Below are 15,012 nucleotides of genomic sequence, written 5' to 3' on the forward strand. Positions count from 1 at the left end.
GTAGTTGAAGTATTTTGTAAACGATAAAAATAAATTATGTGTTTGCTATTTTTCACATCACAATAAAGAAGGTGTTTTTATGAATGTTAAGCATTTTGTCAACCTACATCGTGAAGATTGGAAACAGCTCGAACAGTTAGTGACGACTGTACACAAAAAAAGAAACAACATAGAGGGCATAGAGATCGACCAGTTCCATCGACTCTATCAAAAAGCAGCGCAGCATTTATCTTACAGTCAAACTTACTTCCCACAAGATGAAGTAACACCTTATTTAAATGGACTAGTTTCTAAATCACACAATCTATTATATAAAGATCAAATTTCAAGTTTGAAACAAATTCGACATTTTTTCAGTACAAAGTTTATCGGCCTGCTTCTCGAGCAATGGAAGTTTGTGATTGCAGCCATGTTCCTCTTTACTATTGGAGCATTGGGAAGCTTCTTTTCCGTTATCAATGATCCTCAACACATTTATTCATTAATTCCTGCAGAGATTGCTCAAAGTGTTGACCCAGAGCAGCTTGGAGATAAAAACGACACTTGGGATACCTCGCAAATGTCAGCTGAAATCATGACAAATAATATTCAAGTCGCCATTTTAGCTTTTGCAGGAGGAATTACTTTTGGTTTACTTACTGTGTATTTGCTGATTTTTAATGGGATCCTTGTCGGAGCTCTCGCTGCCCTATTTTGGCATTATGATCGAACCTATGAGTTTTGGGCATACATTGTACCGCATGGTATGATTGAGCTAACAGCCATTTTTATTGCTGGTGGAGCTGGATTACTGATGGGTTATAAGCTTTTTGTACCTGGACCATTCTCTCGTGGCTATCAATTAAAGAAACAAGCTACACACTCTGTTCAGCTATTCCTTGGTACCATTCCGTTATTCGTCATTGCTGGGTTGATTGAAGGCTTTATCACCCCAGCCGATCTACCTCTTGAATCCAAATACGCCTTCGCTTTTGTAACGGTTCTTGGCTTGATCCTATACATAGCTATTGGGAAATTTTTATTGGATAAAAAGCGTACTAGAGTAGGCCTCGATTCATAATATCAATATAATAAGAAACGGCTGCTGTCGCTAACTTTTCCTCACGTGCCTCCACCATTTGGAGGCCTTGTTTTTCCCACTTACTTTTTTCTCGCTTCTTAAAAAGCATTTGTTGCTGAGCAATAGTTTTCACCATGACTTTTTGTACGTCTATTGGTGCCTCATTTATTCTACTTATCAGTGTATGATCCTCAACACCAATCATTAGGAATAGATGCCGTTGTCTAAGTCGTTTCAAATAGGCCAAGGCACTTTCTTCGTGTAGAAAGGTACGGACATCACTAAACAATAAAAGCAGACTTCGTTTCTTTTGGACTGTCTGGATGTATTGCAAAACAGCTGAATAATTAGACTCGTTTGCATCTACTTCAAGGTCATAAATGGAGTGAAGAATGGTCTGAAGATGAGCCATTCCTTTCGCAGGTGGAACATAGACCTTTATCTTGTTTGAAAAAGCCAAAACAGATACGTATTCTCCTTTTTGAAGTGCTGCTGCTGTAACCGTGATCGCTGCTTCAATGGCTCTTTCTAACCGATTTCCCTTTACTAGTTCAGCGCCCATCATTCTTCCACAATCAAGTAATACGGTCAGATATTTACCGTGTTCTGGTTCGTAATCATTGGTCATAACTGTTTGAAGCTTTGCCGTTTGGCGCCAGTTTATTTTGCGGGGATCATCGCCTTCAACATAGGTTCTGACCTTTGAAAATTCTCCGACACCACTTTTCTGCTTTCGAATGGTTAGACCCTCGTACATTAGATAACGCTGTGCACTTTCTAAATAGTGCTTTGTCTCTGTTAAATCAGGAATGACCTTCACCGTATCTTCTAAAAAAACTGTTACTTGTTTTTCCCATAATCCAAAGTGACTGCGATACCGAAAAAAAAGCTTATATATTTCATAATTCCCTCTAACAGGTGCAAGGGTTTCATATGTAATGACAGATGTTGTCTCCTTTGGAGCATGACCATGCAGCGGAAAGGGCCTTTTGAAGCTTTGATGCAGTCCGTCAATCAATCGATATTCAATAGATTGAGAGGAAGAATTTCCTACTTCTAGTTGAACGTTGTACTTGATCCCCCTTTCCATTTCATGAGGGATTGTCCGCTTAAAGCTAAGTTGATTTTTTTTCGGTGAAACAAATAAATCAAGCAAGCTCAAAAAAAGGAGAGTCACATTGAGCCCAATAATAAGGGTCCAAGAGATGTTCCAAGCACTACTTACGATAGCCAGTAGAGAAAATGCTAGATAAATAAGGAGTAATCTCTTTGTAGGTACTACCCCTTTATCTTGGAACTGGAATCGACCCCACAAGTTCTTCAATAATATGGTCAACGGTCTTTCCCTCCAATTCTATATGTGGAGATAATTGAATTCGATGTCTTAGTGCAGGTTTTGCCACCATTTTGATATCGTCAGGCGACACATAATCGCGACCTGATAAGAAGGCCCAGGCTTGACCAGCCTTTCCAATAGAAATGCCTGCTCTTGTACTTGCTCCAAAGCGAATGGATTCTGAACCCCTCGATTTTCTCACGATTTGCATTATATAATCTAATACACTTTCACTAATTGTTACGGTTTGAATCTCTTTTCTAATTGTTAAAAATGCTTCCATGTCGAGAACTGCATGAACCTGACTTGCATCATAACTATCCTCAATGACTTGCCTCAAAATGTTCTTTTCTTCTTCGAACGATGGGAAATCAATGTGTAGCTTAAATAAGAAACGGTCTTGCTGCGCTTCTGGTAATGGATACGTTCCTTCAAATTCAATTGGATTTTGTGTTGCCACAACAAAGAAAACATCAGATAAAGGATACGTTTCTCCGTGAATCGTTACTTGTTTTTCTCCCATGGCTTCAAGAAGGGCAGCCTGAGTTTTGGCAGGTGTTCGATTGATCTCGTCGGCTAAAAGGATGTTGGTGAAAATCGGTCCCTTCAATGTTTCAAACGTGCTCTCCTTCATATTGTAAATCGTGCTTCCTGTTATATCACTCGGTAGCAAGTCAGGAGTAAACTGGATTCTGTTAAAGCTTCCACCTAGTAAACTAGCAAGCGTTCTGACCATTTGTGTTTTCCCTGTCCCTGGTACTCCTTCAAGTAAAACATGCCCACCCGCTAGGATTGCAGATAGCAAGAGCTTCAGATTTAAACTTTGACCTAAAATACGCTGTTCATATCTCTCCAAAAATGATGTAAGTTCTGTTTTCATCCTTCTTCCACCTCTTCTCTTAATGTATCTAGCTTTTTCGACCATAATAAATATTCCTGTTTACTTATTTTTTCCTTTGCTAAAACGAGCGTTATGCCGTTTAGAAACGGACGAATCTCCGGTTTTGGGATTCTAGTCCACTTCCGTTCAAGTATAGTCGCGAGGTCAATCCAATCTTTATTGTAAGGAGTACCCCATCGTTCATATAAAAGAACCTTTAAATAGTCAGCTTGGATGACTAGAGAATCATGATACCTTCGACTTCTTTGGTACCAAGCTGCTAAAGCGTTGATTCCCTCATCACTAAAGCGAACCGTTTCTTCTCTTTCAACTAAAATGGGACCAAATCGTTTCCCTCGGCTCCAAAGCCAGACGATGGTGAACAATCCACCTTGAAACATGATTAATAAAAACCATTTCGGATATAACGTGAATAGGGTAGAAGCATTTTGCCCCCCATGGCTGTATTCATCAAACCATATATCATTTGATTTCCCTTCTTCTACAAGTGACAGAACAAGTGGAATATGATCATTGATTAACAGGGCATCATTGGTCATCCACCCCGGTGAGTTCGAAACAATCAATTCACCTTTTCCGATGGACTGCTTAATCGCAATTGGTCCAAATTCATCTTGTAATAGAACTTCATCTTTATTAGTTGAAATCAATCTCACATTGGAAGTTATTTTAGCTTTATATTCATTCAAATCTTTATCAAAAATGATTGTAAAAGCTTCATTTAAAAAGGGATCCTGTTCGATAAAAGCTGATCGTACCCCAAACATACCCTTAGGATTTTCTTTGAGTAAAAGAATCGTATTTCCCGCCTCAATAAAGTCCATATATTCTTTCATTACTTCTTTTTCAGGAATATAAGAAGGTTCAACCATAATGAGTAAATGATTTGCATCACGATCTGTCAGTAGTTTAGGATCGTAAGACCAAGCCTCTACTGGAATCTTTTCATTCTCTAAATATGTATAAATCGCCTTCAAGCCTGATGGGCTAGGAGAATGAAAAACGTAATCCGGGAATTCCTTTGGCTTTTGTGAACTAATTAGATAACTAAAAATCGAAAATAGTATAAGAATAGCTACTAGCCAAAGCCATATTTGTCTAAATTTCTGCAAAACGACTTCTTACCTCCTTTCTCTCTACCTTTCTAGTGAAGAGTCCTGTTCTATAGAAACTTCAAGCCACTTCTTTGCATCGTTTCGATATTGAATATATTCTTCTTTTTGGATTTTTCGCTCTCCATAGGTGACTTCATCAAATAAAAGAGCCAAATTGTAAAAATGGTCTGCACCGTTTTGATTTACCTTAAGTAATTCGTCATAATACTCCCAATTTGTCTTCCAAACCCTTGCTTCTAGCCATCCCTTTTCATGAAAATATAGAAGTAAGGCTAAGAACATATGACGTGTTGCAAGATTGTACTCTTCGACTACCTCATGCGTTCTTGCTTCTAATAGATGTCTTTGATAAGACCACTTCATTTCACTTAGTGAATGCAAGGGTTTATGATCTCGAAACGGATGTTTACGAGTTCTGTTTCTTACAACAACAAGAAGAATAACAAACAATAATGTCATGACAACAACAATCCCTACAAGTAGGATTGTCCCTGTCATAGCACCTGTTGGTTCAAATGAAGAAAAAAGCTTGGCTAATTGTTCGGTCAGCCACTCATAAGATTTCTCCCACAAGATTTCGAATATATTTCTCGAATCGTTATCATATATTCTATATTCTTTATCATCTAAAATATCCTTAATATCATCCCGAGCTTGGTCCGGATTAAAGGTCAACATCATCACCTACTTATAATTGGGTAAGGTATATTATTTAACCTCATTGTACTCTTCGATCATTTCTTTTAAATCATCTGCATCATGCCTAGTTTTTAAGTCGAAGAACATGATGGCATATCCTACCGTGAAAATCATCGTGGTTAATAGGGTCGTCATATTTACGATGATATTCATTACTACACTGTTTCCAAGTATGGCACCAAAAGTAAGCTGAATCGCATAGCCAATACCTCCGGTAATCATGGAAAACACAATATATAACCCTACTATTACCCAAGTTCGATTGCGGGTTAGCTTCCAGCTTCTCGATATACCTGGTGCATTATTTTCTAACACAACAGAGGCAAAATAGAAACTCCAACGGGTTAGCAAATAGACCAGAACAACAAGAAAACCTAAACCTAGTAAAATAGCAATCAAAATACCTACTACTGGATTTGCAGCAGTGCCAAATACGCCTACTAATGCTACGAGAATAATTGGAACAATTACAATACCTATAATGATTAATCCGTATAAAATATTACTACCAAGTATTGGCCAAAAACGAGAAAAAGCTTTCTTCAAAACTGATCCAACACTATACTCTTCTTGCTTTCTAATTTGATCAATAGCAAGTAATATAGCAGCATCTGCAATTGGATAGACAATAAGGCTAATAAGTCCTATCGAAATGATTCCAATAAGTGTTCCTATTCCAGTCGAATAATCAGCAGAAGGTTCCTCAAATCTCGAGAGAATTTGTTCATACCACTCTGTTCCAGTTCCAACTGTTCTAAAAAAGCTTGCTCCAGCAAATAGATCAACAACGGCTTGTAGTAAAAAGATGGGTCCCATGATAATTAATAAAATCATAAAAAAATGAGTAAAATGATTTTTGCTTAAGCGAAATGTTTGGTCCAGAATCTCTCCAAACCCCTTTGGTTTGTTAAACTGATTATTCATCCTAACTACTCCTTCAATAGAAAATGTTATCTTTTCACTTATTCTATCATTATTTTCCAATAAAGTAGTGTAATAATTGAAAATGAATCGAGAAAATGAATCGCATTGTAAAAACCCTCCAACTTGTGAGATTGGAAGGTTTAAAGGGTTAAAATTTCTCTGCAATTTTGATATGTTCAGTTTGTGGATATTTTGATTTGTAACGAAGCTTTAAGGTCCCGGTCCCTAAGATAACACCAGCAATGATACAGCTAAAGCCAATGAGATGTTTCGTCGTGATCACTTCTCCTAAAAAGAGAGTCGACCCCACTAAAGAAAAGAAGGGTGTAAGGTTTATAAAAATAGCCGTCGTTCCAGCTCCCAGCTGTTGCATCGCATAATTATATAATACATGCCCAAGCCCAGTAGCAATGATTGCTGATCCAATTAGTATCCACCATACATACGCTGGTACATCAACGAAATTTGTTGGGACAACCTGTTCAATAAATAAGCTTGGCACTAACAACATCAACGCACCAAAAAACAGCATCATCCCCGTCATTTGTTTGGAGTCAATATTATCAGTAAGCTTTTTGATCAAAATAAAACTGATTGCTTGTGTGATCACAGCTCCTACTAAATACAAATCCCCTATGGCTAAACCGTTCAGCGAACCTTCATCATTCATAACAATGAAGTAAACACCCACTAAAGCCACTAAAATCCCTAGAGACTTAGAAACTGTAAACCTTTCTCCGAGAAACAGCATCGCTAAAATGGAGGTACATAGCGGAATGAGTCCTAAAATAAGTCCAGCATTTGTTGCTGTTGAAGTTGTCAAACCTACGGCAAGAAATAGATGATGCCCAACCACTCCAAAAATGGAAGCAACGAGTATTCCTAGAATGTTTTTCCTTGATACTCTCTGTAGACTTTTTGATAAAAACAGGAAAGAAAGGACTGCAATTCCAGCCAGTAAAATTCGTATTCCTTGAATGGATGCTGCTGGAAAGTATGTGACTAATATCTTTATGGCAGAGACATTAAATCCCCAAATAACCATTAACCCAACTAATAAACTATATAGTACCCATTTTGACACATGAAGACCTACCTTTTTAAAAAAAATTTGATGTAACAACTGTATCAACTGCACATGCTTGAGTAAAGGTGAAATTTTTCCAATTGAGTGTTTGGTTATGCCACCTTGAGACTTTATAAAATGGGAGAATCATATTTACCGAATTCAACTTTCATCTCTCTTTTTCAGAAAAAAAACAGAATGCCAACAGACATTCTGTTCCTTTTAACCTATTTTCGATGCTTTAATGATTCGTCGATTGCTCCCCATGCTTCATTACTAGCAAAATAACGACTCCACGTTCCTACTCCTGCTAGTTGGTAGTGATGGACGAGCTGGCTTCTTCTTGAAAGTGAATCCGCATCCTCAATCCAAACCTTGTAAGTTGCTTTCTCCTGTTCATCACGATATTCAGCATATTGCTGGCCTGAAACTTCATCAAAAACAGGTACAAGCTTATGTTCAACGAGCCATTCCTTTAAATAGTCCATGGAGTAGGCTTTTGAGGAAACTTCTATATTACCACCCTCAGTGTCTTGCTCTTTCCAAATCCTTGTATAAGTCGGCAAACCAAGAATTAGTCGATCATGTGGGATAACCTCGAGTAGGTTTTTCAGATTCGATTCTACCCATGGGAAGCTAGCGACACTCCCAGCTTTAGGCGATGTGCCCCAATGCTCGTCGTAAGCCATCACAATCATATAGTCGACAATACCTGCGAGTTGGTCTCTTTCATAGAATTTAGACCACATTTCACTTTCAGAAATAAATGTGATATCCATGGAGACCGTTAAGCCAGCTTGGTGTAAATAAGGCGTGAGTTCCTTTACAAATTGTGTAACTAATTTCCCATCTTCTGTTTTCACATTTTCAAAATCTATGTTTATACCATTAAGCTGATACATTTGACTATATTGAAGAATCTGTCGGATCATATTCATCCTAGTTTCATAGCTTTGTAAGACGGTATGAGTTAGTTCAGGGTTAAAATCATTCGAAAACAAGCCCCAAATTTGAAGGTTCTGTATTTTTGCCCAGTTCACGTATTCCATTGAAGCTAGATTGGCAATCTCACCTTGCTCATTCTTTATTTTAAACCAAGTCGGAGATACAACATTTACTCCTGTTAAAGGAGGTAGTTTGCTCGTATCTGGATTTTCAGTATAAACAGCTTCCCATGTTAAGTTTATAGGCCAGCTGATCGAGGGAGAAAACCTTTTGTCTTCTTCCCACTTTACGATAACTGTTTCAGTGCCTTCCATAACAACTTGTTTCTTTTGAATGAAGCCTGCGATCCCATTTTGTTTACGAACGAAATAGAAATTACTATCTTCTTTTTCAATGGTTACGATTTCACCCTGACTCACCTCAGCTGTATATGGAGCCGTCATAATTGGCTCTTTGCGTAGTCTTTTTTCATGTGCATTTTCTGAAAGCGACACGTTTCCCAAGGCAAAAGAATCACCGTCTTTTCGGACCAAAACAGCTCCAGTTTCACTTAATACAGTTACTTCAAACGGATAGTAGGATTGTATGGCTGAATAGGAAATGAACACTTCCCCGTTCTTCAAGGTCGTTGCAGGGATTTCTAGGTTTACAGGCTGTTCATTCACAAACAGAGATAGCGCATCAGCTGGCATTTGCACAACTTTGTTTCGGGTTGTTAAAATAACCGAGCTAGATGCTTCATCATAGGTTATTCCTTCATCTATATTTTCATGTACAAATGAGAGCGGCAAATATACTTCACTATTAATTACAACTGCCTCACCATTTGTGATCCCTTTGTAAATGATTGGATGCTCCTCCGTAAAATACGTCACCTTTTCTTCCGAAGGAAACGGGTAGAGCAAAAAATATAGACTAGAAGATACTAAGAGAATAGATACAACCAATCCTATTAAAATTAAAGGCATTGATACCTTCTTTCTCTTTTGTGGTTCAATTCTTGACATAACTTTCGCCTCCCCTCTTCCATCCTACTGAATTCTTCGCTAAAATTAAAGGGCAATTCATAAATTAGAAAAATTTGTCCTATTTTGATGAAAAAATGTTTTCAAAGGAAAAAAAGCGCATGGTACAATAAATAGAAAAGGAGAAGTGGGCATGCTTGAATTCATAATCATTGTCCTTGCTTATTTATTAGGATCAATCCCATCAGGGTTGATCATTGGGAAAGTAGGCTATGGGATCGATATAAGGAAACACGGAAGTGGAAATCTTGGCGGTACGAACACATTTAGAATACTAGGCAAGAAGGCTGGATTTATCGTTACCATTTCAGACATATTAAAAGGAACGTTAGCGGCTTCGCTTCCTTTTATTTTCGGCTCTGATATTCATCCTTTATTAGTCGGAACAATTGCTGTTGTTGGGCATATGTATCCAATTTTTGCTGGTTTTAAAGGTGGTAAGGCTGTCGCAACATCAGGTGGGGTGTTGTTATGTTATGATCATATGCTTTTTATATCTATGCTACTGATCTTTTTACTTTGCTTGGTAGTGACTAAATATGTATCCTTATCTTCCATGCTTACTGGACTTTTCACACTTACATATAGCTTGTATACAAGGGATTTTCCATTAATTATTGTGGTGGCACTATTAGTTGTATTCGTATTCTACAGACACCGTTCGAATATAAAACGAATCTTAAATAAAACTGAACCGAAAGTACATTTATTTGGCAGAAAGCACCCATAAATATGGGTGCTTTCTGTTTTAGCCTCTATTTTCTATTACCATAGGATGTTTTTCTTATTTTAGGCATACAATATATACAATCATTTCCTAAAAAGGAGGTCACACCAATGCATAAAAAACAAACACCCAAAAACTTTGTTTATGAGGTAGAAGTATCAAACCATGATGAGGAATTTGCTCTAGAGTTGTTCGAGATGCTGGAGGATACTACACAAACACAACCAACGTCACATAAGAAAATCCATTCATTTGAAGAATTACTTGAGTGGAATGAAGAGTTAGAAGAAGAGTAGTAAGATTTTTTATATCTAATTTCAACTAATAAGCATTTAATTTCAAATTGTTCGACTTTTTGAAATAAATTTATACATTTTGTCTAAATTTGTATTATAGTAGAAATTAGATTTCGAAAAGAAGGAGTTCATCTTTGTGAAAAATCGTATGATTCTTATTGGAATATTTACGTCCTTGTTCTTACTCATCACTTCAACTCTGCTAGTATGGTTTATGTATTCCAAACAATCCTCACCGAACTTAACAGAATACCCTATTCAAGAACACCTGACAAAAAAACAAAGGATCTCAACAAAGGACTTCAAAAGCACGGCTACATTAACTGCAGTTGGAGATGTTTTAATACATAGTCTCGTTTATGATGCTGCAAAAACAGCTAATGGGTTCGATTTCACCCCCATGTTAGCCGAGGTGAAACCCTATTTAGAAAAGGCTGACCTGACTATCGCGAATCAAGAGACCATGATTGGTGGGGAAGAAATCGGTTTATCCACTTATCCAAGTTTCAATAGTCCGTATGAAGTAGCTTCAGCTTTACAGGATTCAGGAGTTGATATTGTATCGATAGCCAATAATCATACTCTCGACCGTGGCGAAAAGGCGCTCCAAAACGCTACAGCCTTTTATAACAAAATTGGCATGCCATATACAGGTGGGTATCATTCTGAAGAAGATAGCAAGCTCATTCGAACGCTTAAGAGAAACGGCATTACGTTTTCCTTTCTTGCTTATACGTATGGAACGAATGGTATACCCGTTCCTGAGGGAAAGCCCTATCTAGTCAATCTGATCGACATGTCCAAGATTTCAAAAGAGATTCAGCAAGCAAAAGAATTAAGTGACGTTGTTGTGGTCAGCTTACATTTTGGAAATGAATATCAACGGATGCCAAGTGACGAACAAAAGCAGATGGCAAAAGATGTCGTTGGATTTGGGGCAGACATTATTTTAGGTCATCATCCACATGTCCTTCAACCGATGGAATGGGTAGAGGCTGAAAATGGTCATAATGGCTTTGTTGCTTACTCGCTCGGAAACTTTCTTTCTAGTCAAAAATCAATCTATCGTGAAATAGGTGGAGTTTTAACCCTCTCAATAAATAAAGAAATAAGTAATGGTGTGACTTCAATCACCATTGATAATCCAGAGTTCATCTCTACCTATGTATCCAAAGCCCACCGTTATAAAGTTGTTCCGCTAAAAAATGCTTCTGAATATGGGTTAGCCGAAGCCACAGCTCTTTACCAGGATATTGATAATCATATGTTTCAATTGCTCCCTGAAAGTCAGGTGGCTCAAGCTAAATAGCTTGAGCTCTTTTTCACTTATTCCAAAACAACCGATACATCCCCATTGACACTTGATAACTTTGTAAGGTAATGCCCAGATCCCACCACTACCTTACCTTCCTTCTCATAGTCATGCTCTTCCTGGTCATTTTCTCTCTCCCAACTCACGGAACCCGTTACCGATTCATTAGTCGTTTTCCCTATGATCAGTAAAGTCGACTGAAGGCTCAAAGGATGGTTCATCCCAGACACTATCAAGTATTAATAACTCTTCAAACTGATTCTGGCAAACACTACAATCTTCAAGATGGTTTTCCACTTCGATTCGGTCTACTCCTTTTAACTCATCCAGCTGATAGCTTACTAGTAGATCGTCTGATAGATGTTTCATCCTAATCCCTCCTTTGTCAAATGATCTCTCACTAATCCTTTTGCACGATATAGCCTCGTTTCAACCGTTTTTATGGCAATGCCGAGATTCTCTGCAATTTCCTTATAACTCTTATCCTAAAAGATAATATAAGATAAGAACCACCTGGTATTTTTCAGGAAGAAAGGTAATTGTCTGGTGAATCAAATCCTTTTCTATTTTTTTAGCAGCTGTTGTTCTGGTAAGAGAACAAAAACATCGGCAATTTGCTCTGCATTTGATGATGTATCCTTTGAATTTTTACTTTCCTGCTTCCGCTTCCAATCTAGTGCTTTGTTCATCGTGATACGTTATATCCAAGTCGAAAAGCTCGATTCTTCCTTAAATGAATGCAAATATACACCTGTAAAAATGCATCTTGTGCAATATCCTCAGCAACATTTTTGATCTCTTGCTACTTTATTAGCTACCGAACAAACCTTTGATTGATACCGGGAGACAATTTCCCTAAATTGCTCTGTATGGCCATTCAAAATCTGATGAACTAGCTGTTCATCGGTACTCATGTTCTCCCTCCTTCCTTCTTCATACTACGTTAGACGTATGAAAAATAAAATACCCTTCAAATTTATGCAGAAATGTTTTTAGAATTGCAAAAGGACCAATTTTCGTTGGTCCTTTTGCATTTAGGTTATTTTCGTAAACTTTGTTTCTATTATACCAATAAGATGAGTAGTTGATTCCAGCGAAATATTGCACCAATCTACTGCCAAAATTCATATCTATTCTTACCTTTAGTTTTCGCCTTATATAATGCATCATCCGCTTGTTTTATTAACTCTTCAGGACCCATGCTTTTCTTTTCATCATCATACAAAGTAAGACCAATTGATGTAGTAACTGTGATTTCTAACTCTCCCACTCTTAAGGGTGTTTCAAGAGATTGTATGATTTTTTTCGCATACAATTGACCTGCTTCTTTAGCAGAGAGAGAAGGAGATAGAATAATAAATTCATCTCCACCCATTCGACAAATCATATCTCGTTCTGAAATAAATTGCTGTAACCTTTCACCGAACTGTATTAATAACAAGTCTCCAATATTATGACCAAGCTGATCATTAATTTGTTTTAAGTTATCAAGATCCAGATAAAAGATAGTCAAATGTTCATTGCTCTCTTTCACCTTTTCCAATTCTAAAATAAGAGTATCTGTAAAGAGTCTCCGATTCGGTAAACCTGTCAAAGGATCATGAAAAGCTAATCGCCTTAATTCTTCTTCATACCGCTTTTTGGTCGCTGCTATCTCTTGAAACAAAAATATACTTCAAAACTCCATTATCTATTACAGCTGTCCCCTTTACATCACACCATTTATACGAATTGTAACTTGTAAGGTACCTATATTCCCCGTGATGGGATGATTGATCGTCTTTCAGTTCATTTAACATATTTTGAAATCCTTCTTTATCCTCATTATGAATATAATCAAGTAAACAGATTCCTAGTAACGCCTCAACTGATGGGTATTCTAACATATTTTGAACGGAAGGAGAAAGATACAAAATATTACCTGCCTCATCTAAGACCTGTATTAAGTCTGTCGTATTTTCCTTAATGAATCGGTATTTTTGCTCACTCTCTATCAACTGTCTTTGTGTTTCTTTTTGACAGGTAACATCTTTGTACATTCCAACGATAAATAATAGCTTACCAGACGCTGATGTAATCGGTCGATAGGATGCGACGACATCAATTAACTTCCCGTTTTTTGTTAACCTTTGAGCTTCGTAATATGTAAGAGTTTCACCTTTCATCATAAGATTTAAGAAAGGTTCTTGATCTTTTAAATAGTGTTCAGGGATAATTGGAGGGACTGGATTGTCCTTTATCTTCTGCAGAATAACCTAACATTCTCTCAAATGAAGGATTTGCCTTACTAATGGCTCCGTCTGAGGCTATTAAAAATATCGCATCGTTCGTGTTATTCCATATGATTTCTAGCTCGCTTTCTGTATTTTCTTGAAAGGTATTATTCGGATTCATACTAATCATCCTCACAAATCATAATTTCCATTTTTGTCAAAATAATTTCAAAATCATTATACATTTCTAAACATCGATTGAATATCAACATAATTTGTACCAACTCACATGTTTCTCTATAATAAGAATGAACCATCAAACGAAAGGGGATTATCATGAAGCTAACGATTGAAGACAAAGCGGCAAATTGGTACCTGGAAGAACTATACTTACATCAAGGAGATTTCATTCGTTTCTTTGTACGCTACGGTGGATATGGAACCGTTCAATCTGGTTTTTCGCTAGGTGTTAATAAGGACACTCCAGATGAGATCGGTTTACAGGTAGAATCCAAAGGTATTACGTTTTTCGTCGAACAAAAGGATTTATGGTACTTTGATGGTCATGACCTTCAAGTGCAGTATAATGATAAATATAGAGAACCTGAATTCCACTATGAAAAGAATTAGCCGCCGCACAATGTATTGCGGCTATTTTAAATGAAACCGTTTCACTTGTTCCAATACTCCCTCTTCATTCAAAATTTGGACTTGCTTGTCCCCAATTAAATCAAAGTGCGGATATTGCTCACGTTTGTGGATCCACTCAGGCTTTAGATCATATTTTTTTCCCCACTCTTGAAGTAGATCCAAATTAGAACAACCTGCTTTTGTAATCGTCTTAATGGTTGGAAACCTTGGATGAAGCCAGTAATGAGTTAGAAAAACAACTGAATCTCCTTTTTCCACATTGTTTTTCCATGCTACTAGCTCCTCACGTTTAATGCCAAAAGCCACTATTCTTTCCCTTTTTTTGCATTGGAATAAGCTTCATGCCAATCAGGATATGCTTTTCGAAATGCGATGGGTTTAAATGAATCTTTTTTCACACAAACATGGGTGGACGTTGCAGATACTGCTAAATCTCCACTTGGAGTGTGAACTTCATATCCATAGATTGAACGGAATCCATCATACTCAGCAATCCACGTCTTAATGGTTGCTATTTCTCCATATTTCAATGGCTTTTTATAGGAAATTTGTAAATCAATCACTGGTGAAACAACACCATCAGCTTCAAGCTCAGCGTAACTAAAGCCCAAGTCTTTGATAAGTCCGGATCTCCCTAACTCCATCCAAATAAGATAATTTGCGTGGTAGACGACCCCCATCTGATCGGTCTCGGCATATCTTACCTCAATTTCTCTAGTTGAAACAACCATTTTATTTCATC

Annotated in this window: 21 protein-coding genes and 1 pseudogene; 5 read left to right on the top strand and 17 right to left on the bottom strand. The window is 37.4% G+C overall.

Features of this window, described 5'->3' with window-relative positions; genetic code table 11:
- The first annotated feature begins 79 nt into the window (after window positions 1-79).
- Window positions 80-1,060 (top strand): stage II sporulation protein M, encoded by a 981-nt coding sequence (locus tag ACOI1C_RS00555; protein WP_422506930.1) that lies wholly within the window; start codon window positions 80-82, stop codon window positions 1,058-1,060.
- Here the strand turns inward: ACOI1C_RS00555 and ACOI1C_RS00560 are convergent.
- The 7 genes from ACOI1C_RS00560 to ACOI1C_RS00590 form a co-directional block, all read right to left on the bottom strand.
- Window positions 1,038-2,396 (bottom strand): DUF58 domain-containing protein, encoded by a 1,359-nt coding sequence (locus ACOI1C_RS00560; protein WP_422506932.1) that lies wholly within the window; start codon window positions 2,394-2,396, stop codon window positions 1,038-1,040. The genes ACOI1C_RS00555 and ACOI1C_RS00560 overlap by 23 nt on opposite strands.
- Complete coding sequence (locus ACOI1C_RS00565) at window positions 2,347-3,276, bottom strand: AAA family ATPase (protein ID WP_422506934.1); 930 nt, start codon at window positions 3,274-3,276, stop codon at window positions 2,347-2,349. The genes ACOI1C_RS00560 and ACOI1C_RS00565 overlap by 50 nt, the downstream gene beginning before the upstream one ends.
- On the bottom strand, window positions 3,273-4,409 hold the full coding sequence (locus ACOI1C_RS00570; protein WP_422506936.1) for a DUF4350 domain-containing protein: 1,137 nt from the start codon (window positions 4,407-4,409) through the stop codon (window positions 3,273-3,275). The genes ACOI1C_RS00565 and ACOI1C_RS00570 overlap by 4 nt, the downstream gene beginning before the upstream one ends.
- Before the next feature lie 24 nt (window positions 4,410-4,433).
- A complete protein-coding gene (locus ACOI1C_RS00575; protein WP_422506938.1) occupies window positions 4,434-5,087 on the bottom strand; it encodes a DUF4129 domain-containing protein in 654 nt (217 codons plus the stop codon).
- 33 nt (window positions 5,088-5,120) lie between these two features.
- A complete protein-coding gene (locus ACOI1C_RS00580; protein WP_422506940.1) occupies window positions 5,121-6,035 on the bottom strand; it encodes a hypothetical protein in 915 nt (304 codons plus the stop codon).
- 148 nt (window positions 6,036-6,183) lie between these two features.
- Complete coding sequence (locus ACOI1C_RS00585; protein WP_422506942.1) at window positions 6,184-7,119, bottom strand: DMT family transporter; 936 nt, start codon at window positions 7,117-7,119, stop codon at window positions 6,184-6,186.
- A 209-nt stretch (window positions 7,120-7,328) separates the two neighbouring features.
- Window positions 7,329-9,053, bottom strand: a complete 1,725-nt coding sequence (locus ACOI1C_RS00590) for a glycosyl hydrolase family 18 protein (RefSeq protein ID WP_422506944.1) — start codon at window positions 9,051-9,053, stop codon at window positions 7,329-7,331.
- Between the two features lie 151 nt (window positions 9,054-9,204).
- Between ACOI1C_RS00590 and plsY the strand changes: the two genes are divergently transcribed.
- From plsY to ACOI1C_RS00605, 3 genes are all read left to right on the top strand, one after another.
- Complete coding sequence (gene plsY, locus ACOI1C_RS00595; RefSeq protein WP_422506946.1) at window positions 9,205-9,801, top strand: glycerol-3-phosphate 1-O-acyltransferase PlsY; 597 nt, start codon at window positions 9,205-9,207, stop codon at window positions 9,799-9,801.
- Window positions 9,802-9,908: 107 nt separating this feature from the next.
- A complete protein-coding gene (locus ACOI1C_RS00600) occupies window positions 9,909-10,094 on the top strand; it encodes a hypothetical protein (protein ID WP_422506948.1) in 186 nt (61 codons plus the stop codon).
- Between the two features lie 136 nt (window positions 10,095-10,230).
- Window positions 10,231-11,403, top strand: coding sequence for a CapA family protein (locus tag ACOI1C_RS00605; RefSeq protein WP_422506950.1), 1,173 nt, complete (start codon window positions 10,231-10,233; stop codon window positions 11,401-11,403).
- Window positions 11,404-11,420: 17 nt separating this feature from the next.
- Here ACOI1C_RS00605 and ACOI1C_RS00610 read toward each other — a convergent pair whose 3' ends face one another.
- From ACOI1C_RS00610 to ACOI1C_RS00645, 8 genes and pseudogenes are all read right to left on the bottom strand, one after another.
- A complete protein-coding gene (locus tag ACOI1C_RS00610; RefSeq protein ID WP_422506952.1) occupies window positions 11,421-11,552 on the bottom strand; it encodes a hypothetical protein in 132 nt (43 codons plus the stop codon).
- A gap of 19 nt (window positions 11,553-11,571) precedes the next feature.
- Complete coding sequence (locus tag ACOI1C_RS00615) at window positions 11,572-11,775, bottom strand: anti-sigma factor family protein (protein ID WP_422506954.1); 204 nt, start codon at window positions 11,773-11,775, stop codon at window positions 11,572-11,574.
- Window positions 11,772-11,879 (bottom strand): annotated as a pseudogene (locus tag ACOI1C_RS00620) (sigma factor-like helix-turn-helix DNA-binding protein); the annotation flags it as partial. The gene ACOI1C_RS00615 and the pseudogene ACOI1C_RS00620, both read right to left, overlap by 4 nt.
- A 90-nt stretch (window positions 11,880-11,969) precedes the next feature.
- A complete protein-coding gene (locus tag ACOI1C_RS00625) occupies window positions 11,970-12,095 on the bottom strand; it encodes a hypothetical protein (protein WP_422506956.1) in 126 nt (41 codons plus the stop codon).
- 90 nt (window positions 12,096-12,185) lie between these two features.
- On the bottom strand, window positions 12,186-12,320 hold the full coding sequence (locus tag ACOI1C_RS00630) for a hypothetical protein (RefSeq protein WP_422506958.1): 135 nt from the start codon (window positions 12,318-12,320) through the stop codon (window positions 12,186-12,188).
- Window positions 12,321-12,517: 197 nt separating this feature from the next.
- Window positions 12,518-13,072, bottom strand: coding sequence for a diguanylate cyclase domain-containing protein (locus ACOI1C_RS00635; protein ID WP_422506960.1), 555 nt, complete (start codon window positions 13,070-13,072; stop codon window positions 12,518-12,520).
- Entirely contained in the window at window positions 13,035-13,658 is a 624-nt protein-coding gene (locus tag ACOI1C_RS00640; RefSeq protein WP_422507606.1) for a PAS domain S-box protein, read from the bottom strand. Before ACOI1C_RS00640 ends, ACOI1C_RS00635 begins: the two co-directional genes overlap by 38 nt.
- Window positions 13,612-13,800, bottom strand: a complete 189-nt coding sequence (locus ACOI1C_RS00645; protein ID WP_422506962.1) for a PAS domain S-box protein — start codon at window positions 13,798-13,800, stop codon at window positions 13,612-13,614. The genes ACOI1C_RS00640 and ACOI1C_RS00645 overlap by 47 nt, the downstream gene beginning before the upstream one ends.
- Before the next feature lie 155 nt (window positions 13,801-13,955).
- Between ACOI1C_RS00645 and ACOI1C_RS00650 the strand changes: the two genes are divergently transcribed.
- A complete protein-coding gene (locus ACOI1C_RS00650; RefSeq protein WP_422506964.1) occupies window positions 13,956-14,249 on the top strand; it encodes a HesB/YadR/YfhF family protein in 294 nt (97 codons plus the stop codon).
- 21 nt (window positions 14,250-14,270) lie between these two features.
- Here the strand turns inward: ACOI1C_RS00650 and ACOI1C_RS00655 are convergent, their stop codons facing one another.
- The gene (locus tag ACOI1C_RS00655; RefSeq protein ID WP_422506966.1) at window positions 14,271-14,576 is read right to left on the bottom strand and encodes a hypothetical protein; all 306 of its coding nucleotides are present in this window, start codon (window positions 14,574-14,576) and stop codon (window positions 14,271-14,273) included.
- The gene (locus ACOI1C_RS00660; RefSeq protein WP_422506968.1) at window positions 14,576-15,001 is read right to left on the bottom strand and encodes an acyl-CoA thioesterase; all 426 of its coding nucleotides are present in this window, start codon (window positions 14,999-15,001) and stop codon (window positions 14,576-14,578) included. The genes ACOI1C_RS00655 and ACOI1C_RS00660 overlap by 1 nt, the downstream gene beginning before the upstream one ends.
- Window positions 15,002-15,012: the final 11 nt, after the last annotated feature.

Origin of the sequence: Bacillus sp. DJP31 (genome assembly GCF_049310945.1) — a bacterium.
Taxonomy (GTDB): domain Bacteria; phylum Bacillota; class Bacilli; order Bacillales; family SA4; genus Bacillus_BS.

Coding starts and splice junctions, on each gene's coding strand:
- ACOI1C_RS00650 (WP_422506964.1), top strand. CDS start 13,956: ATGAAGCTAACGATTGAAGACAAAGCGGCAAATTGGTACCTGGAAGAA.
- ACOI1C_RS00625 (WP_422506956.1), bottom strand. CDS start 12,095: ATGAACAAAGCACTAGATTGGAAGCGGAAGCAGGAAAGTAAAAATTCA.
- ACOI1C_RS00580 (WP_422506940.1), bottom strand. CDS start 6,035: ATGAATAATCAGTTTAACAAACCAAAGGGGTTTGGAGAGATTCTGGAC.
- ACOI1C_RS00615 (WP_422506954.1), bottom strand. CDS start 11,775: ATGAAACATCTATCAGACGATCTACTAGTAAGCTATCAGCTGGATGAG.
- ACOI1C_RS00630 (WP_422506958.1), bottom strand. CDS start 12,320: ATGAGTACCGATGAACAGCTAGTTCATCAGATTTTGAATGGCCATACA.
- ACOI1C_RS00555 (WP_422506930.1), top strand. CDS start 80: ATGAATGTTAAGCATTTTGTCAACCTACATCGTGAAGATTGGAAACAG.
- ACOI1C_RS00600 (WP_422506948.1), top strand. CDS start 9,909: ATGCATAAAAAACAAACACCCAAAAACTTTGTTTATGAGGTAGAAGTA.
- ACOI1C_RS00645 (WP_422506962.1), bottom strand. CDS start 13,800: ATGAATCCGAATAATACCTTTCAAGAAAATACAGAAAGCGAGCTAGAA.
- ACOI1C_RS00660 (WP_422506968.1), bottom strand. CDS start 15,001: ATGGTTGTTTCAACTAGAGAAATTGAGGTAAGATATGCCGAGACCGAT.
- ACOI1C_RS00590 (WP_422506944.1), bottom strand. CDS start 9,053: ATGTCAAGAATTGAACCACAAAAGAGAAAGAAGGTATCAATGCCTTTA.
- ACOI1C_RS00565 (WP_422506934.1), bottom strand. CDS start 3,276: ATGAAAACAGAACTTACATCATTTTTGGAGAGATATGAACAGCGTATT.
- plsY (WP_422506946.1), top strand. CDS start 9,205: ATGCTTGAATTCATAATCATTGTCCTTGCTTATTTATTAGGATCAATC.